Source organism: Cellulosimicrobium sp. I38E (assembly GCF_001647255.1).
In the GTDB taxonomy this organism is placed as follows: domain Bacteria; phylum Actinomycetota; class Actinomycetes; order Actinomycetales; family Cellulomonadaceae; genus Cellulosimicrobium; species Cellulosimicrobium cellulans_E.
Map to the genome: position 1 here is coordinate 125,798 of NZ_LUAZ01000061.1, position 19,883 is coordinate 145,680.

General features: G+C 74.3%; 23 protein-coding genes and 1 tRNA gene. 16 read left to right on the forward strand and 8 right to left on the reverse strand.

The window, feature by feature from the left end:
- Positions 1-65: 65 nt before the first annotated feature.
- Complete coding sequence (locus tag A0J59_RS17785) at positions 66-1,199, forward strand: bifunctional 2-methylcitrate synthase/citrate synthase (RefSeq protein ID WP_064316982.1); 1,134 nt, start codon at positions 66-68, stop codon at positions 1,197-1,199.
- A 106-nt stretch (positions 1,200-1,305) separates the two neighbouring features.
- On the opposite strand, the gene A0J59_RS17790 is transcribed toward A0J59_RS17785, so the two are convergent.
- A complete protein-coding gene (locus A0J59_RS17790; RefSeq protein WP_064316983.1) occupies positions 1,306-2,538 on the reverse strand; it encodes an NAD(P)/FAD-dependent oxidoreductase in 1,233 nt (410 codons plus the stop codon).
- Between the two features lie 258 nt (positions 2,539-2,796).
- Between A0J59_RS17790 and A0J59_RS17795 the strand changes: the two genes are divergently transcribed.
- Positions 2,797-3,642, forward strand: coding sequence for a DUF4239 domain-containing protein (locus tag A0J59_RS17795; protein ID WP_064316984.1), 846 nt, complete (start codon positions 2,797-2,799; stop codon positions 3,640-3,642).
- 91 nt (positions 3,643-3,733) lie between these two features.
- Here the strand turns inward: A0J59_RS17795 and A0J59_RS17800 are convergent.
- From A0J59_RS17800 to A0J59_RS17810, 3 genes are all read right to left on the reverse strand, one after another.
- Positions 3,734-3,810, reverse strand: a tRNA-Pro gene (locus A0J59_RS17800).
- 155 nt (positions 3,811-3,965) lie between these two features.
- Positions 3,966-4,964 (reverse strand): metallophosphoesterase, encoded by a 999-nt coding sequence (locus tag A0J59_RS17805; RefSeq protein ID WP_255365322.1) that lies wholly within the window; start codon positions 4,962-4,964, stop codon positions 3,966-3,968.
- Positions 4,928-7,288, reverse strand: coding sequence for a transglycosylase domain-containing protein (locus A0J59_RS17810; protein WP_047232251.1), 2,361 nt, complete (start codon positions 7,286-7,288; stop codon positions 4,928-4,930). Before A0J59_RS17810 ends, A0J59_RS17805 begins: the two co-directional genes overlap by 37 nt.
- 129 nt (positions 7,289-7,417) lie before the next feature.
- Between A0J59_RS17810 and A0J59_RS21860 the strand changes: the two genes are divergently transcribed.
- Positions 7,418-7,582, forward strand: a complete 165-nt coding sequence (locus A0J59_RS21860; protein WP_021481786.1) for a hypothetical protein — start codon at positions 7,418-7,420, stop codon at positions 7,580-7,582.
- Complete coding sequence (locus A0J59_RS17820) at positions 7,582-8,070, forward strand: RidA family protein (protein ID WP_197088769.1); 489 nt, start codon at positions 7,582-7,584, stop codon at positions 8,068-8,070. Before A0J59_RS21860 ends, A0J59_RS17820 begins: the two co-directional genes overlap by 1 nt.
- Positions 8,071-8,153: 83 nt before the next feature.
- On the opposite strand, the gene A0J59_RS17825 is transcribed toward A0J59_RS17820, so the two are convergent.
- Positions 8,154-8,831: a Crp/Fnr family transcriptional regulator gene (locus A0J59_RS17825; protein ID WP_021481784.1), complete on the reverse strand. Its 678-nt coding sequence runs from the start codon at positions 8,829-8,831 to the stop codon at positions 8,154-8,156.
- A 97-nt stretch (positions 8,832-8,928) separates the two neighbouring features.
- On the opposite strand from A0J59_RS17825, the gene nth reads away from it, so the two are divergent.
- Positions 8,929-9,654 carry an endonuclease III gene (nth, locus tag A0J59_RS17830; protein WP_047232249.1) on the forward strand — a complete coding sequence of 242 codons (726 nt, stop codon included), beginning with the start codon at positions 8,929-8,931 and terminating at the stop codon, positions 9,652-9,654.
- Between the two features lie 3 nt (positions 9,655-9,657).
- On the opposite strand, the gene A0J59_RS17835 is transcribed toward nth, so the two are convergent.
- Both A0J59_RS17835 and A0J59_RS17840 read right to left on the reverse strand, forming a co-directional pair.
- Complete coding sequence (locus A0J59_RS17835; RefSeq protein WP_064316985.1) at positions 9,658-10,608, reverse strand: alpha/beta fold hydrolase; 951 nt, start codon at positions 10,606-10,608, stop codon at positions 9,658-9,660.
- The gene (locus A0J59_RS17840) at positions 10,605-11,375 is read right to left on the reverse strand and encodes a response regulator transcription factor (protein ID WP_047232247.1); all 771 of its coding nucleotides are present in this window, start codon (positions 11,373-11,375) and stop codon (positions 10,605-10,607) included. Before A0J59_RS17840 ends, A0J59_RS17835 begins: the two co-directional genes overlap by 4 nt.
- Before the next feature lie 279 nt (positions 11,376-11,654).
- Between A0J59_RS17840 and A0J59_RS17845 the strand changes: the two genes are divergently transcribed.
- The 3 genes from A0J59_RS17845 to A0J59_RS17855 are packed head-to-tail and all read left to right on the forward strand — an operon-like array spanning position 11,655 to position 13,387.
- Positions 11,655-12,389: a hypothetical protein gene (locus tag A0J59_RS17845; RefSeq protein WP_047232246.1), complete on the forward strand. Its 735-nt coding sequence runs from the start codon at positions 11,655-11,657 to the stop codon at positions 12,387-12,389.
- Positions 12,389-12,868, forward strand: coding sequence for a thioredoxin family protein (locus tag A0J59_RS17850; RefSeq protein ID WP_064316986.1), 480 nt, complete (start codon positions 12,389-12,391; stop codon positions 12,866-12,868). Before A0J59_RS17845 ends, A0J59_RS17850 begins: the two co-directional genes overlap by 1 nt.
- A 39-nt stretch (positions 12,869-12,907) precedes the next feature.
- A complete protein-coding gene (locus tag A0J59_RS17855) occupies positions 12,908-13,387 on the forward strand; it encodes a DUF4395 domain-containing protein (RefSeq protein WP_064316987.1) in 480 nt (159 codons plus the stop codon).
- Positions 13,388-13,441: 54 nt separating this feature from the next.
- On the opposite strand, the gene A0J59_RS17860 is transcribed toward A0J59_RS17855, so the two are convergent.
- The gene (locus tag A0J59_RS17860; RefSeq protein ID WP_064316988.1) at positions 13,442-13,837 is read right to left on the reverse strand and encodes a DsrE family protein; all 396 of its coding nucleotides are present in this window, start codon (positions 13,835-13,837) and stop codon (positions 13,442-13,444) included.
- A 261-nt stretch (positions 13,838-14,098) separates the two neighbouring features.
- Between A0J59_RS17860 and A0J59_RS17865 the strand changes: the two genes are divergently transcribed.
- The 8 genes from A0J59_RS17865 (at position 14,099) to dtd (ending at position 19,714) form a co-directional block, all read left to right on the forward strand.
- Positions 14,099-14,695: an FABP family protein gene (locus tag A0J59_RS17865; protein ID WP_053371825.1), complete on the forward strand. Its 597-nt coding sequence runs from the start codon at positions 14,099-14,101 to the stop codon at positions 14,693-14,695.
- Positions 14,696-14,753: 58 nt separating this feature from the next.
- Positions 14,754-15,896, forward strand: coding sequence for a folate-binding protein YgfZ (locus A0J59_RS17870; RefSeq protein WP_064316989.1), 1,143 nt, complete (start codon positions 14,754-14,756; stop codon positions 15,894-15,896).
- On the forward strand, positions 15,893-17,041 hold the full coding sequence (locus A0J59_RS17875) for an aromatic acid exporter family protein (protein WP_082141092.1): 1,149 nt from the start codon (positions 15,893-15,895) through the stop codon (positions 17,039-17,041). Before A0J59_RS17870 ends, A0J59_RS17875 begins: the two co-directional genes overlap by 4 nt.
- 79 nt (positions 17,042-17,120) lie before the next feature.
- Positions 17,121-17,438, forward strand: coding sequence for a type II toxin-antitoxin system Phd/YefM family antitoxin (locus A0J59_RS17880; protein ID WP_047232241.1), 318 nt, complete (start codon positions 17,121-17,123; stop codon positions 17,436-17,438).
- A gap of 7 nt (positions 17,439-17,445) precedes the next feature.
- A complete protein-coding gene (locus A0J59_RS17885; protein WP_047232345.1) occupies positions 17,446-17,883 on the forward strand; it encodes a type II toxin-antitoxin system VapC family toxin in 438 nt (145 codons plus the stop codon).
- Positions 17,884-17,893: 10 nt separating this feature from the next.
- Entirely contained in the window at positions 17,894-18,226 is a 333-nt protein-coding gene (locus A0J59_RS17890; protein ID WP_313663758.1) for a DUF2516 family protein, read from the forward strand.
- 7 nt (positions 18,227-18,233) lie between these two features.
- On the forward strand, positions 18,234-19,277 hold the full coding sequence (locus tag A0J59_RS17895) for an asparaginase (protein WP_082919157.1): 1,044 nt from the start codon (positions 18,234-18,236) through the stop codon (positions 19,275-19,277).
- The gene (gene dtd, locus A0J59_RS17900) at positions 19,274-19,714 is read left to right on the forward strand and encodes a D-aminoacyl-tRNA deacylase (RefSeq protein WP_064316990.1); all 441 of its coding nucleotides are present in this window, start codon (positions 19,274-19,276) and stop codon (positions 19,712-19,714) included. The genes A0J59_RS17895 and dtd overlap by 4 nt, the downstream gene beginning before the upstream one ends.
- Positions 19,715-19,883 lie beyond the last annotated feature (169 nt).

The window sequence follows — 19,883 nt, forward strand, 5'->3', positions numbered from 1 at the left end:
CGCGCGCCCGTGGGCCGCGGCACCGGCATCTCCCCGCGACCCGTGCAGCACGAAGGAGTGACCGCATGACCACCTCCCCGACCACCGCCGAGGGACCCGAGATCCGCAAGGGGCTCGCGGGCGTCGTCGTCGACGTCACCGCGATCTCCAAGGTCAACCCCGACACGAACTCGCTCCTCTACCGCGGCTACCCGGTGCAGGACCTCGCCGCGCGCCGCAGCTTCGAGGAGGTCGCGTACCTCCTGTGGCACGGCGAGCTCCCCACGCCCGAGCAGCTCGCCGAGCAGACCGCCGTCGAGCGCGAGCACCGCGCCCTGCCCGGGAACGTACGCAACGCGATCCTCGAGCTCCCGACGACGTGCCACCCCATGGACGTCGTCCGCACCGCGATCTCGCAGCTCGGCGCGCACGACCCGGACGCCGAGGACTCGTCGCCCGAGGCCGAGCAGGCCAAGGCGGTCCGCCTGTGGGCCGTGCTGCCCGCCGCCGTCGCGCTCGACCAGCGCCGTCGACGGGGCCAGCAGATCGTCGAGCCGCGCGACGACCTGACCTACGCCGAGAACTTCCTGTGGATGACGTTCGGCGAGGTCCCCGAGACCGCCGTCGTGCGCGCGTTCGAGGTCTCGATGGTGCTGTACGCCGAGCACTCGTTCAACGCCTCGACCTTCACCGCGCGCGTCATCACGTCGACGCTGTCGGACCTGCACTCCGCCGTGACCGGCGCCGTCGGCGCGCTCAAGGGCCCGCTCCACGGGGGCGCGAACGAGGCTGTCATGGCGACGTTCGCCGAGATCGGGTCCGCTGACCGTGCCGAGGCGTGGCTCGACGACGCGCTCGCGCACAAGCGCAAGATCATGGGATTCGGTCACCGCGTCTACAAGCACGGTGACTCGCGCGTCCCGACCATGCGCGCGACGCTCGACGACCTCGTCGTGCACTACGGCCGCCAGGACCTCCTCGACCTCTACGTCGCTCTCGAGACCGCGATGACCGAGCGCAAGAACATCCTGCCGAACCTCGACTACCCGGCCGGCCCCGCGTACCACCTCATGGGCTTCGACACGCAGATCTTCACCCCGCTGTTCGTCGCGTCGCGCGTGGTCGGCTGGACTGCGCACGTCATGGAGCAGCGCGCTGCCAATGCCCTCATCCGCCCGCTCAGCGAGTACGTAGGCCCGGATCAGCGCGACCTCCCCTGACGCCGAGGTAGGGGCCCTGGCCCGCGAGGTAGCGCGTGGTCGCGCGAGGTAGAGCCGTGGTCGGCCGACCACGGCTCTACCTCGGCGGGTCAGACGGCTCTCTCGTTCAGGCGACGAACGACTCCAGCTCGGCGCGGTCGACGGCGTCGCGGTGGATCAGCGCCTTGACGTCCTCCATGCGGTCCCACACGTTGACGGCCATGCCGGCCTCGACGCGGCCGTCCTTGACCCAGAACGCGACGAGCTCGCGGTCGGGGACGGAGCCGGAGACCACGACCTCGTCGTAGGCATCGGGCCCGGCGACGAAGCCGAGGTACTCCATGCCGACGTCGTACTGGTCGGAGAAGAAGTAGGGCAGCTCGGGGTAGGGGTCGGTCGCGCCGAGCATCGCACGCGCGGCGTGCGGGCCCTGGTTGAGCGCGGTCGCCCAGTGCTCGACGCGCACCGACCGCCCGTAGCGTGCGGTCGGCACGCTCGCGATGTCGCCGGCGACGAAGACGTCGGGGTCGGTGGTCTGGAGCGTGGCGGAGGCGACGACGCCGCCCGTCGCGGAGTCGAGGGCGAGGCCCGCGTCGCGGGCGAGCGCGACGTTCGGGACCGCGCCGACGGCGACGAGCACGAGGTCGGCGTCGACGTGCGTCCCGTCGGCGATGTCGACGCCGGTCGCTCGGCGACCCTCGCCCGAGATGCCCGTGACCTGGGCGCGGCGGTGGAGGTGGACGCCGTGGTCGGTGTGGACCTGTCCGTACAGCTCGCCCATCTCCGGGCCCAGAACCCGTTCGAGGGGGTGCGTGCCGAGCCCGATCACCGTGACGTCGAGGCCGAACGAGCGGGCGGAGGCCGCGACCTCGAGCCCGATCCAGCCGTCGCCGACGATCGCGAGCCGCCCCGCGCCGCCGTCGTGGGCAGCGCGCAGCGCGGTGGCGAGCGCGTCGCTGTCGTCGAGCGTGCGCAGCTCGTGGACACCGTCCAGGTCGAGGCCAGGCAGCGGGATCCGGCGCGGGTCCGAGCCGGTCGCGAGGAGCAGCTTCTCGTACGGGAGCGTCCGGCCGTCGGAGAGAGCGACGCTGCGACCGGCGAGGTCGACGGCGCTCGCCTCCGTCTCGGTGAGGAGCTCGACGTCGTGCTCGTCGTACCAGTCCGCGGAGAGGGGGAACACCGACTCGCGCTCCGCCTCGCCGCGCAGGTAGTCCTTGGACAGCGGCGGCCGCTCGTACGGTCGGTGCGGCTCGCGCGCGACGACGGTCAGGCCACCGTCGTAGCCCTCGTCGCGCAGCGTCTCGACCGCCTTCGCCGCGGCGAGCCCTCCTCCGACGACGACGTGACGACCAGCGCTCATGGCGACCTCCGCGGTGACTCGGGCGCCCGGGACTCGGGCGGACTGCCTCAGTCTCGCGCGATCTCGTGCGCCGTGCGAGGTGCGGCGGCGGGTGCCGGCAGGCCCCTGGGCAAGGCTCCTGGGCACGGGCGGACGCCAGGTCGCGACGCCGCGCCGCGGTGGCGTTCATGCGTTTCGCGTGACGACCCCGCGCGGTGTCCACGGGCAGGCTGTCCAGGACAGCACCCGCCGTGCGGCGGGACCCGCGGAGGAGGTGCCGTGAGCATCGTCGTCGGCGCGATCGTGACCGTCCTCGTCGTCGCGGTGGCCGTCGCGACGATGCTGCTCGTCCGGCGGCGCGCACCCGCCGGGAGCCGGTTCAGCGACGGCGACCGGGCGTCCGGGGTCTTCGGCGTGGTCGCCACCGGCTTCTCGGTGCTCCTGGGCTTCATCGTCTTCCTCGCGTTCGAGTCGTACGACGAGGCGCGGAGCGGCGCCGAGTCGGAGGCGCGGATCGTCGTGCAGCAGCTCGAGACCGCACAGTTCCTCGCCCCCGACGACGCGGCGCGGCTCTCCGGCGAGCTCGTCTGCTACGCCCGGTACGTCGTCGCGAACGAGTGGGAGCAGATGGCGGACGGCGAGCTCGGCGAGGCGGTGAACCCGTGGGGAGTCGCGCTCTACCGGACGATCCGCGACGTCGTCCCCGCGTCGGACACCCAGCAGTCCGCCTACGACCGGTGGATGGACCAGACCGCGGCGCGCGAGGACGCCCGCCAGTCCCGCGTGCACGGTGCGGAGGGTCTGATCCCCCTCCCGCTGTGGCTGGTGCTCTTCGTCGTCTCCGGGACCGTCTTCGTCTTCCTGCTGTTCTTCGCCGACTCGGCGGAGCGTGCCGCGACGCAGGGTCTCCTCATGGGCAGCGTCGCGCTCGTCATCACGCTCCTGCTGTGCCTGCTCGCGTTCTTCGACCACCCGCACGGGCACCAGGTCGGCAAGCTGCGACCGACGGCGATGGAGCGCGCCCTCGTCCTCCTGGTGGGGGAGGCGGAGGCCGCGGGGGTGGAGATCGACCCGCCGTGCGACGCCGCCGGGACCGCGACCGGTCTCGCCGCCGACCGGTCCTGAGGACGTGCGGCGCGACCCCCGAACCCCGGCGGGCGCATGGTGCAGGCATACGACGAAGGCCCGGAATCGTGGCGATTCCGGGCCTTCAGCCTGGTCGGGGTGACAGGATTTGAACCTGCGACCTCTTCGTCCCGAACGAAGCGCGCTACCAAGCTGCGCCACACCCCGGTTGCTCGTCCGTGCGATGGTCGACGAGGAGACCTCGTCTTCCGCGCGGGAAGCCTGCCCAGAATAGCCGACGAAGTGCCGTGCCACGAAACTCGATCCGCGTGACCCCCGCGACACCCGGTGGCGGCCCCTCCCACGCGTGGGCGAGGGCCGGCTCAGCGCGCCGTCAGGGTGAGCAGCGTCGCCTCGGGTCGGCAGGCGAACCGCACCTGCGCGTACGGCGAGGTGCCCGCCCCGGCGGAGACGTGCAGCCACGTCGAGTCCTCGCCGCCGGGTGCGTCGGGTCGTGCGCCGGGCCAGCCGTGCAGTCCCTTGGCCCGCTGGCGGTCGATGTCGCAGTTCGTCACGAGCGCGCCGAACCCGGGCACGCAGAGCTGCCCGCCGTGGGTGTGGCCGGCGAGGACCAGGTCCGCGGCGTCGTCGTGCATGGCGTCCAGGACGCGCCGGTACGGCGCGTGGGTCACCCCGACGCGGAGCACCGGGCCGTCGCTCGACGGCGCCCCGGAGCCTGTGCGGGGGTCGTGCGGTGCGGAGGGAGCCGGGAAGACGTCCCGGTCGAGGTGGGGGTCGTCCACGCCGACGAGGTCGAGGCGGACCCCGCCGACGTCGAGGGCGTCGCGACGGTTCGTGAGGTCGACCCACCCTGCGTCACGCATCGCCGCCGCCAGCTCGCCGGCCGGGAGCAGCCGGGCCTCGCGGGCGAACGGCACGCGCGCGTCCGGCAGGAGGTAGCGCGCGGGGTTCTTGGGGACGGGTGCGTAGTAGTCGTTCGACCCCATGACGAAGGCGCCGGGCGTCGACAGCAGCGGCTCGAGCGCGTGCAACAGCGGGTCGAGGGAGTCGACGTGCGCGAGGTTGTCGCCCGTGTCGACGACGAGGTCCGGCTCGAGCTCGGCGAGCGAGCGCACCCACTCGATCTTGCGGCGCTGGCTGGGGACCAGGTGGAGGTCCGAGACGTGGAGCACGCGCAGCTCGGGCGTGCCGGCGGGCAGCACGGGCACGGTCACCCGGCGGAGCGTGAAGAGCTTCGTCTCGACGTGCGCGTACGCGACGCCCGCCGCGCCGACAGCGGCGAGCGCGCCGAGCCCGCGCAGGGCCCGGCGCCGGCCGACGGCGCTCAGCCGTTCCCTCCGCCGCCGAGGGTGTCGAACCACTCGCCGAGGTCGACGTCGTCGCGGCCGGCCCCGTTCCCGCGGTCACCGCGGTCGCCACGCCCTCCGCCGGCGTCGGCGTCAGGCTCGTCGCCGCCGCCCTGGTCACCGCCGCCCTGGTCGCCGCCACCGCCCTGGTCGCCGTCGCCGTCGTCCGGGTTGGAGGGCGCAGAGGGCGGCGGGGCCGGGGCGTTCACGCGCTTCCAGTCCGGGTCGGCGAAGCCCGGGGCGGGCTTGCCGGCGAGGATCTGGTTCATGTAGTCGCGCCAGGTCGGGGCGGCCAGGCTCGAGCCGTACCAGAAGGACCGTGACTTGCCGTTGATCGTGAACCAGCGGCCCGTGTCGAGCATGTTCATCGGGATGTCGCTCTCGGCGTTGCCGATCCACACCGCGGTGACGACCTGCGGCGTGTACCCGATGAACCACGTGTGCGTGTTGTTGTTCGCCGTGCCGGTCTTGCCGGCGGCGGGACGCCCGTCGGCAAGACCGTTGCCGCGCCCGGAGCCCTGCGTGAGGACCTGCTGCAGCGCGTACGTGACCGTGTTCGCGATCGTGGGGTCGATGGCGTTGGGCTGGCAGTCCGCGGACGGCACGGGCAGCTCCTTGCCGTCGGAGTCGAGGACCTTGGTGATCGCGACGGGCGAGCAGTAGGTGCCGCCGCTCGCGAACGTCGCGTAAGCCGCCGCCATCTGGAGCGGGGACGAGTTCTGGGTACCCAGGATCATCGACGCCTGCACGTCCACGACCCCTTCGTCCTTGAGCATCGACGGTTGGAAGCCGGCGGCCTTGGCCGTGTTCGCGATGCCGCACAGGTCGAGCTGGCTCGCCATCGTCGTGTACGCGGTGTTGACCGAGTTGTACGTCGCCTTGAGGACCGACATGGACCCGCTGCCGGGGCCGTCGGAGTTGGCCGGCGTCCACTGGTCGGTGCCGAGCCGCTTGCAGCTCGCGTGGAAGTCGCGGTTGATGGTCCAGGTGCGCTTGGTGGCGCTCACCGTCTCGTAGAGCGAGTGCCCCTGGTTGAGCCATTCGGCGAGCACGAACGGCTTCCACGTCGAGCCCGGGGAGAACCCGTTCGACGATCCGTGAGCCTGGTCGACGCTGTAGTTCACCGCCGTCGTGTTCGGCGCCGGGTCCTGCGTGTTGTCGAACGCGCGGTTCTGCGCCATGGCGAGGATCTTGCCGGTCCCCGGCTCCACGGTGACGATCGCGTCCTCGATCTTGCTCGGGTCGTCCGCCGGCACCGCCGCCGACGCGTGCTGCTGCGCGGCCTTCTGCATCGCGGGGTCGAGCGTCGTGTAGATGTCGAGACCGCCGCGGTAGAGCCGCGCCTGGCGCTCCTCCTTGGTCTCGCCGAACACCGGGTCGGACATGATGATCTTCGTGACGTAGTCGCAGAAGAACGCGGCGCCGTCCTGCGCGGCCTGGCAGCCGGCCTCGAGCGGCTGGATGGCCAGGGTGTCGGCGATCGGCTGGGCGCGGCCCGAGTCGTACTCCTCCCGCGTGATGTACCCCTGCTGGTACATCTGGTTGAGCACGATGTCGCGCCGCTTCTGGGCGTTCTCCGGCTGCGTCGTCGGGTCGTACGTGGACGGGGCCTTCGTGATCCCCGCGATCGTCGCGGCCTCGACGAAGTTCAGGTCGATCGCGCTCTTGTTGAAGTAGTGCCGCGCCGCCGTCTCCACGCCGTAGACCGAGCGGCCGAACTGCGCGATGTTGAGGTAGCCCTGGAGGATCTCCTCCTTGGTCATCTTCTTCTCGAGCGCGATGGCCAGCTTGGCTTCGCGCGCCTTGCGCCCGAGCGACTTCTCGTTGGCCTCGTAGAGCGCCATGGTGTCGTCCTCGCGGACCGCCTGCTCGATGAGGACGTTCTTCACGTACTGCTGCGTGAGCGTCGAGGCACCCTGGGTGTCTCCACCGGTGATGTTGTTCACGACCGCGCGGGGGAGGCCTTCGACGTCGACGCCGCCGTGGTCCCAGAAGCGCTTGTCCTCGATCGCGATGACCGCGTTCTTCATCGCGTCGGAGACCTGGTCCAGCGGCACCACGATGCGGTTCTCGGTGTAGAACGTCGCGAGGCGCGTCGTGCCGTCGTTCGCGTAGATGCGCGACTGCTCGGACAGCGGGCCGGGCTCGAGGTCCGCCGGCAGCTCGTCGAAGACCTCGACCGCGGTGTCGGTCGCCGTGTTCGCACCGGCGGCGAGCGGGACGAGCAGCCCGGCGGCGAGCACGCCGCCCACACCGGAGACCAGCACGAACGCCAGGAAGAGGGCGACGAGCTGGTACGCGTTGATCTGCCGGCCGCGAGGACGCACAGGGGAAGCCATGGTGACAACCCTACGGGAGCGACCCGGGGAGGGCCCCGGGATCCCGGGGCTCGCGGGTGTGCGGGTTGTGTAAGCATCCCGCGCCGGTGCGCGCGGGTGGCGCCCGCGGCGGCCGACTACGCTCGCCCCATGGCAACCACGTGGGAGTACGCGACCATCCCCCTCATCATCCACAACACCAAGGCCGTCCTCGACCAGTGGGGCTCCGACGGCTGGGAGCTCGTCCAGGTCGTCACGGGCCCCGACGGCAACGGCCTCGTGGCCTACCTCAAGCGCCCGACCGGTGAGAAGTAGTGGCGGGCTTTCCCGCCGGGACGATCGCCGCGCGCCTGACGGAGCTCGGTCTCGCCCTCCCTCCGGTGGCGGCGCCCGTCGCCGCCTACGTGCCCGCGGTGCGCTCGGGCCGGTACGTCCACACGTCGGGCCAGCTCCCGTTCGTGGACGGCGCGCTGCCCGCGACGGGCAAGGTGGGTGACGGCGAGGGCCTCGTCGCGCCCGCGGACGCCGCGGCACTGGCCCGCCAGTGCGCGCTCAACGCGCTCGCCGCCGTGCACGACGTCGTGGGGAACCTCGACCAGGTCGCCCGCGTCGTGAAGGTCGTCGGGTTCGTCGCGAGCGACCCGTCGTTCACCGGTCAGCCCGGGGTGGTCAACGGTGCGAGCAACCTCCTCGGGGAGGTCTTCGGCGAGGCGGGCGTCCATGCCCGCAGCGCCGTCGGCGTCGCGGTCCTGCCGCTCGACGCCCCGGTCGAGGTCGAGATCGTCGTGGAGCTCGCGGAGTAACGCGCCTCCGGCACGAGAACGGGGTCGGCGGCCAGGTCCTCGTGGACCGGGTCGCCGACCCCGTTCTCGTCGGTGACGGTCGGTCAGCGCGCGCGGCGCTCCAGGCGGTCCATGTCCAGCAGGACGACGGCCCGGCCCTCGCGGCGCACCCAGCCGCGCGTCGCGAAGTCGGCGAGCGCCTTGTTCACGGTCTCGCGCGACGCGCCGACGAGCTGCGCGAGCTCCTCCTGCGTGAGGTCGTGCGCGACGCGGATGCCCTCGTCCGTCTCCTCGCCGAAGCGGGTCGAGAGGTCGAGCAGCGCCTTGGCGACCCGGCCGGGGACGTCCGAGAAGACGAGGTCGGCGAGCGTCTCGTTGGTGCGGCGCAGGCGCCGCGCGAGGGCGTTGAGCAGGTGCTTGGCGACGCTCGGGTGCTTCTCGATCCACTCGACGAGCTGGTCGTGGCCGAGCTCGTAGATCACGGAGTCGGCGACGGAGCTCGCGGTCGCGGTGCGGGGGCCCGGGTCGAAGAGCGAGAGCTCGCCGAACATCTCGCCGGGGCCGAGGATCGACAGGAGGTTCTCGCGGCCGTCGTTGGAGCGGCGCCCCAGCTTGATCTTGCCGCTCGCGATCACGTAGAGGCGGTCGCCCGGCTCGCCCTCGCGGAACAGCACGTCTCCGCGCGAGAGCTCGATCTGCTGCATCGACTCGAAGAGGGTGCGCGTCTCGTCCGCGTCCATCGTCGCGAACAGGGGGGCGGAGAGCACAACGTCGTCGTCCACGCGGGGTGTCCTATCGTCTCGTCCTCGGAAATGTTCCAGGACAAGTCTGCCCTACCGCTGCAACTCGGGTGTCGGGGGCGGCGGCTACGGTGGGTCCGTGACCACCACGGAGCAGGCCCGCACGGGGGCGCCGAAGCCCGAGTCGCACCTCGCCCTGGTCCGGCGCGCGCGCCGCACCAACCGCGAGCTCGCCGTCACCTATCCGGACGCCCACTGCGAGCTGGACTTCACGACGCCGCTCGAGCTGCTGATCGCGACGGTCCTGTCCGCGCAGACGACGGACAAGCGCGTGAACCTGACGACTCCCGCGCTCTTCGCGCGCTACCCGGACGCCGCGGCGTACGCGGGGGCAGACCGGGAAGAGCTCGAGGAGCTGCTGCGGCCCACCGGCTTCTTCCGCGCGAAGGCGCAGTCGGTCATCGGCATCGGCCAAGCCCTCGTGGAGAGGTTCGGCGGCGACGTGCCCGCGCGACTGGAAGACCTGGTGACCCTGCCCGGGGTCGGCCGCAAGACGGCGAACGTCGTGCTCGGCAACGCGTTCGGCGTGCCGGGGCTCACCGTGGACACCCACTTCGGCCGCCTCGTGCGCCGCCTGGCGTGGACCACCGAGGAGGACCCGGTCAAGGTCGAGCAGGTGGTCGGCGGGCTCGTCGAGAAGTCCGAGTGGACGATGCTCTCGCACCGGCTGATCTTCCACGGCCGCCGGGTGTGCTTCGCGCGGAAGCCCGCGTGCGGCGCGTGCACGATCGCCCGGTGGTGCCCGTCCTTCGGCATCGGCGAGGTCGACCCGGTCAAGGCGGCGAAGCTCGTCAAGACGAGCTGAGGGTCAGCGCTCGCGCTCGGCCCGGGAGGTCGTGGGGAGCCAGTCCAGCAGCAGCTCCGTGACGGCGTCGGGCGCCTCCTCGGGGAGGAAGTGGCCGGCGCCGTCCACGACCTCGAAGCGGAAGTCGCGGGCCAGCGCGGCACCGTCGGCGTCGGCGAGGTCGCGACGCACGAGCCCGTCCTCCTCGGCGTGGACCTGGAGCGCGGGGACGTCGACCGGGCGGCGGAGCGCGGCGAGGAAGCGTCGGCCGTCGGGGCGGGGCGTCGACCGCACCGCCCAGCGCAGCGACTCCATCGCGGTGTGCGCCGCGAAGGGGATGCGCATGACGGTGCGGTAGGTCTCGACGACGTCGGGCGCGAAGGGCGTCGCCGCACCGGTCGCGAGCACGTCGTCCACGAGGTCGCCGCGGACGAGGGCGCGCTCGGGCAGGGTCGGGACCTGGTAGAACGCGAGCTGCCGCAGCGCGGCGGGCGTGAGCAGGCGCCGCGCGGAGGTGTGCATCCGTGCGGGGTGCGGGGCGGAGAACGCGGCGACGCCGGCCGTGACGGCGGGCTGGAGCGCGGCCATCGCCCACGCGAGGCTGCCGCCCGTGCCGTGTCCCACGACGACGGCGCGCCCGGACCCGAGGGAGCGCACGACCCCGGCGATGTCGCGCGTGCGGGTCGGGGCGTCGTAGCCGATCGGCGGCTTGTCGGAGGCGCCGACGCCCCGGATGTCCATCGCGGCGACGCGGTAGCCCGCGGCGGCGAGCGGCTCGATCTGGTGGCGCCAGGCCCACCAGAACTGCGGAAACGAGTGCAGCAGGACGACGAGGGGCGGTCCCGGGTCGCGCACGCCGCGGTCCTCGGGACCCGCGAGCGCGACGTGGAACCGCGCGCCGTTGGCCGGGACGAACTCGTGGCGCCACGGCCCGTCGGGCAGGGCGGACGTGAAGTCGGAGGGGTCGGGCGTCACCCGGACGAACCTACCGGGGTCCCGGGGCCGTTGTCGGCCGAGGAGCCCGCGGCGTCGGACACGGTGGCATCGGTGCCCTCGGCGGGACGGCGGTCCTTGGGCGGGTCGAACCGGTACCCGACGTTGCGCACGGTCCCGATGAGCTGCTCGTGCTCGGGGCCCAGCTTGGCGCGCAGGCGCCGGACGTGGACGTCGACCGTGCGCGTGCCGCCGTAGTAGTCGTAGCCCCAGACCTCCTGGAGGAGCTGGGCGCGCGTGAAGACGCGACCCGGGTGCTGGACCAGGTACTTGAGGAGCTCGAACTCCTTGTACGTGAGGTCGATGGGGCGGCCGCGCAGCCGGGCCGTGTAGCCGCTCGCGTCGATCGCGAGCTCGCCGGCCGCGATCTCCTGCGGCCCGTCCTCGGCGGGACCGCGCGCGGACCGCTCGATGACGAGACGCAGCCGCGCCTCGACCTCCGCGGGGCCCGCCCCCTCGAGGAGGAGGTCGTCCGCGCCCCACTCCGCCGTGACGACGGTCAGCCCGCCCTCGGTGAGGACGAGCACGAGCGGGACGGTGAGTCCGGTGGCGTGCAGGAGGCGGCACGTGGTGCGAGCCGCGACGAGGTCGCGGCGCGCATCCAGCAGCACGACGTCGGAGTCCGGTGCGTCCACGAGCGCCGAGGGCTCCATGGGCAGAACCCGGATGCGGTGCGAGAGCAGGCCGAGCGCGGGCAGCACCTCGACGGAACCGCCTGTCGCGGGGGTGAGGATGAGCAGGTCCGCCATCCGGCACCTCCTTCCGGGTCGCGGGGCGCGGGGGCGCCCCCGGGCGTCGACGCGTGGCGACCGGGCCGGGACGTACCTCTGCGGGGCTCGCCACGTCATCGGCCACGTTCTCGGTCCGTGGATGGTTACCGTATCGCGTGCTGGCCGTGCAGACGGCGAACGTCTCACGGGCGCGCGTGCCGGGGCCGGTAGGCGGTCGGGCGGGAGACTCTGCGACACTCTGAGGCGTGCTGCACGACCCGACGCCCTCCCGCGACCCCCGAACGGGGCGCTGACCGCGTGGACCTCTCGACCCGGGCCGTCGTCACGGCGTGCCTCGCCGCGGGCATCGCCGTCGCCGCGTTCTTCGGCCCGCTCCCGCTCGCCGCGGCGTCGGGGGCCCTGGCGCTGATCGTCGCGATCGGGTGGCCGCGCCTGCTCGACATCCCGGTCCACGGCGGCACGCGCGTCGTCATCGCGATCGCCGGTCTCGGCGCCGTCGGCGCCACCGCCGCGACGCACGGCGAGCCCGCGCTGCGCCACCTGCCCGTGGTGCTCGCCCTCGCCGTCGTGCTCGCCTTCGTGGCCGAGCTCCTGCGGCGCGACGGGCGGCCGCGCCTGGTCGAGTCGCTCATCGGGACGGTGAGCGGGATCGTCGTCGCGACGTCGTGCGCGGGCTGGATCGCGACGGGTCGCACCGACGCCGGCGAGTCCCTCGTCGTGACGTGCGCCGTGGCGCTGGCCGTGGCCTCGGCGGTCTCAGCGCTGCCGCTCGGCGGGTGGACCAACGCGGCGCTCACGCTCGGCCTCGCGGTCGCCGCGGGCGGGGCCGTCGGGTACGTCATGCCCGACCTCGACCTGCTGAGCGGTGTCTGGTCCGGCGTCGTCGCGGGCCTGCTCGTCGCCTCGCTCCACGCGCTGTTCGACCAGCTCCCGGAGCTGCGGGGGCGCCTCGGCGCGTTCTCCGCCACGGCCCTCCCGGTCGCGGTCGGCGGGACGCTGATCTTCGTCGTCGGGCGGGTGATCGTGGGATGATGTCCTCCGCGCTGCCCGTCGTCCTCCTCGGGGTCACCCTGCTCGCGACGCTCGCGCTCGGCGTGTGGTGGCAGCGGCGTCAGGGGGTCGTGCGGACGGCGCGCTCGACGTCGCCCCGAGCCACGGCGAACCCGGGCGCTGCGCCCTTCGACTGGCCCGCCCACGGCGTCGCGCTCGGAGCCCGTCGCACGTTCGTCCAGTTCTCCGCGGAGCTGTGCGCTCCGTGTCGGGCGACGGCGCGCGTCCTCGGCGAGGTCAGTGCGGCGCACGACGACGTGACGCATCGTGAGATGGACGTCGACGACCACCTCGACCTGGTGCGAGCATTCGGCATACTGCGCACGCCGACCGTCCTCGTGCTCGACGCGGAGGGCCGGGAGGTCGCCCGCGCGAGCGGGGGGATGAACCGGGCCCAGGCGCTCGCGGCGCTCGCCGTCGCGGACCCGGGCTCGATCCCCACGGGCGTGCGCGACGCCTGACCGCGCCGTCCCCGACGGCCAGAACCCGAGGGAGACCGCATGAGCGACCAGGCCGGCCGTGGGGACACCGCCCCCGAACCCCCGGCGGCGCCCGCCGGCATCGACCCGCGCGGCCCGCGCGCGGGGGCCGGCATCACGGCGCTGCTGCTCGCGGTCGTGATCCTCCTGTGGACGTCGCCCGCCGCGCTCGTGCTCCTCGCGGTCGTCGCGGCGAGCTTCCTGGTCGGCGCCGTCCGCGGTGCCCAGGGCACGTGGCAGGCCTGGGTCTACCGGGTGGTCGTCCTCCCGCGCATCGGCCCGACGGCGGAGCGCGAGGACCCCCGGCCGCCGCGGTTCGCGCAGGCGGTCGGCCTCGTCATCACCGGCGCGGGAGTCGTGCTGGGGCTGCTGGGCGTCGACGGCGCAGTGCCCGTCGCGGCGGCGCTCGCGCTCGTGGCGGCCGTCCTCAACGCGGCGTTCGGCCTGTGCCTGGGTTGCGAGCTGTACCTGCTGCTGCGCCGGGTCGCGCCCGCGCGCTGACGCCCCCCGGACGGGCGCTGGCTGCCGCCGGACGGGCGCGGGCGGGTGCCCGGGTCAGTAGACGAGAGCCTGCGCGCCGTCGCGCAGCGCCTCCTCGACGAACACCGCGGCGCCCGCGATGCGCACGCCGGGCAGCACGTCGTCGGCCGTGATGCCGCGGCGTGCGGCGCACTGCGTGCAGACGGTGAGGGTGCCGGCGGCGAGCACGGCCTCGAGCAGGTCGGGCAGCGGGGCCGCGTGCTCGAGCTCCAGCTCGGCGGCACGGCCCGGGAGCCCGAACCATGCGGCCTCCCCGGTGAGCCACACGCTCACCTCGACGCCCGCGGCGACGGCCGCGGCGGCGACGGTGAACGCCTGGTTGGCGGCCTCGGGGCGGTCGAGCCCCGACGTGGCCTTGACGACGAGCGAGCGCTGACGGGGGGCCGCGGCGAGCGGCGCGGTATCGGTCACGCGGCCGAGCGTAGCCCTCCGCCGGGAGCCGCTCCCGGGCCGCGACGTGGCGCGGCCACCCGGCCGGTAGGATCGGGCGCATGAGTCCGCACACTCTCGAGCTGATCTTCCTCGGCCTGCTCCTCGCGGCGACGGTCACCATCACGTGGTTCGCGGGGTACGTCGTCTACAAGCTCTACAAGGGCCAGCGCTGACGCTGCCGCGCGGGACCGTGCCCCGCGCGTGCCCGTCGCCCCGCCCGACTCCGAGAGGTGGTCGCTGATGCCGTTCGAGTTCCCCGAGGGACTCGCGCCCGAGGTCTACCCGCTCGCCTGGCTCGTCGGGAGCTGGCGCGGCGAGGGTGTCGTCAAGTACCCGGGCGTCGAGGAGACGCCGTTCGTCCACGACGTCGTGTTCGACCACGACGGCGGCCCCTACCTGCGCTACGAGTCGACGCTGCGCGTGCTCGAGGCCGAGGTCCCCGAGACCGTCCCGGACGAGGGGGCCTGGCCCGAGCGTGACGGCGCGACGCTGGACGCCGCGGCCGCCGACGCTCCCGTGTGGTCCACCGAGACGGGCTACTGGCGCGTCTCGACGGACCGGCCCGACGGGCTCGAGGACGACCGTCACCCGCTCGAGGTGCTGATCGCCGACCCCGCGGGCCGCGTGTCCGTGTACCTCGGCGCGGTCGGCAACGGCCGGGTCGACCTGGCGAGCGACCTCATCGCCCGCACGTCCACCGCGTCGGAGGTGACCGCCTCGAAGCGCCTCTACGGGTTCGTGGAGGGCCAGCTCCTGTGGGTGTGGGAATTGGCGGCCTTCGGCGAACCGTTGCAGTCGTACGCGTCCGCGAAGCTGACCCGGCGCCCGTCGGCCTGACCGGCGGCCCCGGGGACACGCCGGCAGGCCCGGACGTGCCGACGAAGGAGGACCACCCGTGACCACCGGCTACACCAGCCCGCTCCTGTCGCGCCACGGCGCGGTGCCCGCGACCGGCCCCGACGAGGGCGTCGCCTGGCACTACGGCGACCCGACGGGAGAGCAGCGCGCCCTGCGCACCGGCGGCGCCGTCGTGGACCAGTCGCACCTGGGCGTCGTCACGGTCACGGGCCCGGACCGGCTGAGCTGGCTGCACTCCATCACGTCGCAGGACCTGACGAACCTCGCCCCGCGCACGTCGACGGAGCTGCTCGTGCTCTCGCCGCAGGGCCACGTCGAGCACGCGGCCTCTGTCGTCGACGACGGGGCGACGACGTGGCTCGTCACCGAGCGCTCGCACGCGGTCGACCTCGCCGCGTGGCTCGACCGCATGAAGTTCATGCTCCGCGTCGAGATCGCCGACGCGACCGACGACTGGGCGGCGCTCGGCGAGCCCGTCGACGCCGAGGGCGCCGAGGGCGAGCCCGTCACCTGGCGCGACCCGTGGCCGCGCGTCACGGGCGGCGGCACGCGCTACGGACCGCCTGAGGCCGAGCACCCCGGCACGGAGCGGCCGTGGCGGCTCGTGCTGGTGCCGCGGGCCGAGCTGCACGACGCCGTCGCGGCGCGCGAGGCGGCCGGCTGGCGTCTCGTCGGCACGTGGGCGAGCGAGGCCGCGCGCGTCGAGGCGTGGCGGCCGCGCCTCGCCACGGAGATCGACCACCGGTCGATCCCGCACGAGACCGACTGGCTGCGCACCTCCGTCCACCTCCACAAGGGCTGCTACCGCGGCCAGGAGACGATCGCGCGCGTGCACAACCTCGGTCGCCCCCCGCGCCGGGTCGTCATGCTGCACCTCGACGGCTCCGGTCACCTGCTGCCCGCGCCGGGCGCCGAGGTCACGCTCGACGGTCGCGCCGTCGGCACGGTGACGTCGGTCGCGCGCCACCACGAGCTCGGCCCGATCGCGCTCGCGGTCCTCAAGCGCAGCGTCCCCGAGGACGCCGAGCTCCTCGTCGACTGCGACGGCGGAGCGATCTCCGCGGCGCAGGAGGTCGTGGTGCCGGGCGAGGGGGTCTCCGTCGACCGCCCCGCCCCGCGCGGCCCCGTCGGCCGGGGGATCACGCCTCGCGGCGAGGGCGCGCCCACGAGCATGCTGTGAGCCGCGGGCCGGCGTCGCGCGAGGACCCCGGTCCCGGCGCGGTCGACGTCGCCCGGACCGCGTGGCGCCGGCTCCTCCTGCGGGCGCGGATCCGGCAGGGCGCGTCGCGCGTCCGCGTCGCGCTCTGGCCCATCCTCCAGGCGTCGGCCGCCGCGGGCCTCGCGTTCGGCATCGCCCGGTACGGGCTGGGCCACACGGCGCCGTTCTTCGCGCCGGTCTCCGCGTGGATCTGCCTCGGCTTCAGCCAGGACCGCCAGCTCCGGCGCGTGCTCGAGCTCGCGGTCGGGGTCGCGATCGGCGTCGGGCTCGGCGACCTCGTGGTCCACGCGATCGGGTCGGGCTGGTGGCAGGTCGCCGTCGTGCTCGCCGTCTCCGCGCTCGCGGCGCGGTTCATCGACCGTGGCGCGATGCTCACCACGCAGGCCGGTGTCCAGGCGATCGTGATCGTGGGTCTTCCGGCCGCGCAGGCGGGCGGACCCCTGGGTCGGTGGACCGACGCGCTCGTGGGTGGCGCCGTCGCGCTCGCGGTCGCCGCCCTCACGCCGGGCGACCCGCGGCGTCGGCCCCGGCTGCTGGGGTCCGAGGCGACGACGGAGCTCGCCGGCGTGCTCGACGTCCTCGCGCGAGGTCTGCGCACGCGCGACCGCGCCGACCTCGACGCGGCGCTCGTCAAGGGCCGGGCCTCGGAGGGCGCGCTCGAGGAGTGGCAGTCGTCCGCGTCGTCGGCGCGCGAGCTCGCGCGCGTGAGCGCGGCGGGGCTGCGGCACCGGGACGAGCTCGGCGGGCTCGAGCGCCAGGCGGTCCTCGTGGACCGCGCGATGCGCAGCGTGCGCGTGCTCGCGCGGCGCGCGATGCCGGTCGCGAGCGGCCCGGACGAGCGGGAGCTCGGCGGCGTCGCGGACCTCGTCGCGCGGTTCGGCGCGGGCGTGCACGTGCTCGCGGAGGCGGTCGGCGCCGGGCGCGACCCGGCGGTGGCGCGCGAGGTCCTCCTGGAGGTCGCGCACGGTGCGGACCCGCACGCCCTCGGCGACGGCGACTGGCAGGTGCAGTCGCTCGTCATGCTCGTGCGGTCGCCGATCGTGGACCTCCTCGAGGCGGCCGGGGCCTCGCCGGAGCAGGCGCGCGACGCCCTCCCCGAGCTCTGAGCGGGCGATCCTGGCCTGCCGGGCGAACCGGACGATCTTCACCCTGCACAGCGGCGCCCCGGGCCGGTACCGTCGGGGCATGGAGGTCCCCGTCAGCGCCCTGCGCGCCGAGCTCAAGTCATGGATCGAGCGGGCCAGGGAGGGCGAGGAGGTCGTCATCACCGAGCGCGGCGTCCCCGTCGCCCGGCTGACCGGCGTCGCGACGGCCGACCTCGTCACCGAGCTCGTGCGCGACGGCGTCCTGGTCCCCGCGGCGGGCGAGCGACCCGTCCACGCGGTGCCCGGCGGGGACGCCGACGCGCGGCCCGCGAGCCCGGACGGCGCGCGACCCGCCGACGGTGCCCGGTCGGCCCGTGGGGGCGGCGTGGCGGCGCTCGTGCGCCGGATCCGGCGCTGAGGCCCCGATGGCCCTGGTCTACTTCGACGCGAGCGCGCTGGTGAAGCTCTGCGTCCCCGAGGCGGGCTCCGCCCTGGCGAGCCGCCTGTGGAACCGCGCGGACGTCGTCGTGACGAGCCGGCTCGCCGACGTCGAGGTGCGGGCAGCCCTCGCCGCCGGCGCCCGCGGCGGCGTGCTCGACGGCCCGGGGCACGCGCGCGCCCTCGGCACGTGGGACGTGCTGCGCCCGGCGCTGCACGTGGTGGAGGTCTCCGGCGACGTCGCCGACCGCGCGTCGGAGCTCGTCGCGGCGGGTGCGCTGCGCAGCAACGACGCGGTGCACGTGGCGAGCGCCCTGGCCGTCGCGCACGACGACACGCTCGTGGCGGCCTGGGACCCGCACGTGGTGACCGCCGCGCGGTCGGTCGGGCTGCGGGTGGTGCCGTGGCCGCTCGGCAGACCGTAGGCTCGTGCCCGTGGGAATCATCGGGTCGCTCCAGTGGATCGTCTTCTTCGTGCTCATGCTCGTCGTGTTCGTGACGGAGCTCGTCGCGCTCGTCGACGCGATCCGACGCCCCGCGAGCGCGTTCACGGCCGAGGGCAAGCTGACCAAGCCGATCTGGCTCGCGATCCTCGGCGTCGCGGCAGCCCTCGGGTTCGTCTCGCTGCCGCCGATGAGCGTCGGGGGCTTCTTCGGGATCATCGGCGTGGTCGCGGCGATCGTCTACCTCGTGGACGTGCGTCCCCGGCTCCTGCCGTACGGGAACGGCCGCGGCAACGGGTCGTCCGGCCGCCCCGGCGGCTGGTGACCCGCCGGTGACCGCGCACGTCCAGGGCGGGATCGAGCGCGCCGCCGTCCCGCTCGCCATGGTCGTCCGGGGGGACCTCGTGGAGTCGGTCCACGCCGGGCACCTCGTCCTGCTGGGCGACGGGGGTGAGCCGGTCCTCGAGCGTGGCGACGCCGACGCCGTGATCTGGCCGCGGTCGAGCGTCAAGCCGTTCCAGGCGGTCGCGATGCTGCGGCACGGTCTCGCCCTCCCGCCCCGGCTCCTTGCGCTGGCCGCCGCGAGCCACAACGGCGAGCCGGAGCACCTCGCCGGCGTCCGGGAGATCCTCGAGGGCGTCGGGCTCGACGAGTCGGCGCTGCGGAACACGCCCGACATGCCGCTCCACCCGCCCGCCGCGTTCGCGTGGCAGCTCGAGGGCCACGGGCCGTCCTCCGTCACGCAGAACTGCTCGGGCAAGCACGCGGCGATGCTCGCGACGTGCGTCGTCGCCGGCTGGGACACCGCCACCTACCTGGACGTCGACCACCCCCTCCAGGCCGCGGTCCGCGAGACCGTCGCCGAGGCGACCGGCGTGCCGGTGGAGCACGTGACGGTCGACGGCTGCGGCGCGCCGCTCTTCACGACGACGGTGCGCGGCCTCGCACGCGCGTTCGGGCACCTCGCGGCCGCTCCGGAGCGCGACCCCCTCTCCCCGGAGGCGCAGGTCGCGCGCGCGATGTCGGCGTTCCCGGAGATGGTCGGCGGGACGGGCCGGGACGCGACGCTCGCGATGCGCGCGGTGCCCGGCCTGGTCGCCAAGGACGGTGCGGACGGCGTCTACGGTGCCGGCCTGCCCGACGGCAGCGCCCTCGCCTTCAAGGTGCTCGACGGCGCGTCGCGCCCGCGACCGGCGGTGCTCGCCGCTGCGCTCCGGCGGCTGGGAGCGCAGGACGTGACCGGGGCCGACGACGCGGCGCTCGCCATGCTCGGCGACGTGCCCGTGCTCGGCGCGGGCCGGCCCGTGGGCGCCGTGCGGCCGGTCCTCGACGGCGCGACAGCGGTCCCGAGCGGTGACGCGGAGCGCCGCTCGTGAGGGCCGTCGTGCAGCGCGTCTCGCACGCGAGCGTGAGCGTCGTGGCCGAGGACGGGACGACGGAGGTGGTCGGGGCGATCGACCGCCCGGGTCTGCTCGCGCTCGTCGGCGTGACGCACGACGACGGCGACCCGCAGGTCGAGACGATCGCGCGCAAGATCGCCGAGCTCCGGATCCTCGCGGGGGAACGGTCGGTGCAGGACGAGGGCGCGCCGGTGCTGGTCGTCAGCCAGTTCACGCTCTACGCCGACACGAAGAAGGGCCGCCGCCCGTCGTGGAACGGCGCTGCGCCCGGGTCCGTCGCCGAGCCCCTCGTCGAGGCGGTCGTCGATCGACTCCGGGAGCGCGGGATCGAGGTCGCGACCGGACGGTTCGGCGCGCACATGGCCGTCGAGCTAGTCAACGACGGCCCGGTCACGCTCCTCCTCGAGGCCTGACCGCCTCCGCGCCGAGCACCCACCGCGGGTGGGCCGAGGTAGAGCCGTGGTCACCCTGCCCGACGGCGTGTGGTTGGCCTGGGTGGGCGGGGTGGGTGGTGGTGCCGCGTCTACCATCCGCCGCTCGTTCCTCGCGGCTCCCGCCAGGCCCGCCACGACGCGGCACCAC

Coding starts and splice junctions, on each gene's coding strand:
- A0J59_RS17840 (WP_047232247.1), bottom strand. CDS start 11,375: ATGGCGGACCTGCTCATCCTCACCCCCGCGACAGGCGGTTCCGTCGAG.
- A0J59_RS17810 (WP_047232251.1), bottom strand. CDS start 7,288: ATGGCTTCCCCTGTGCGTCCTCGCGGCCGGCAGATCAACGCGTACCAG.
- A0J59_RS17880 (WP_047232241.1), top strand. CDS start 17,121: ATGGAGGTCCCCGTCAGCGCCCTGCGCGCCGAGCTCAAGTCATGGATC.
- A0J59_RS17885 (WP_047232345.1), top strand. CDS start 17,446: ATGGCCCTGGTCTACTTCGACGCGAGCGCGCTGGTGAAGCTCTGCGTC.
- A0J59_RS17850 (WP_064316986.1), top strand. CDS start 12,389: ATGTCCTCCGCGCTGCCCGTCGTCCTCCTCGGGGTCACCCTGCTCGCG.
- A0J59_RS17865 (WP_053371825.1), top strand. CDS start 14,099: ATGCCGTTCGAGTTCCCCGAGGGACTCGCGCCCGAGGTCTACCCGCTC.
- A0J59_RS17855 (WP_064316987.1), top strand. CDS start 12,908: ATGAGCGACCAGGCCGGCCGTGGGGACACCGCCCCCGAACCCCCGGCG.
- A0J59_RS21860 (WP_021481786.1), top strand. CDS start 7,418: ATGGCAACCACGTGGGAGTACGCGACCATCCCCCTCATCATCCACAAC.
- A0J59_RS17790 (WP_064316983.1), bottom strand. CDS start 2,538: ATGAGCGCTGGTCGTCACGTCGTCGTCGGAGGAGGGCTCGCCGCGGCG.
- A0J59_RS17785 (WP_064316982.1), top strand. CDS start 66: ATGACCACCTCCCCGACCACCGCCGAGGGACCCGAGATCCGCAAGGGG.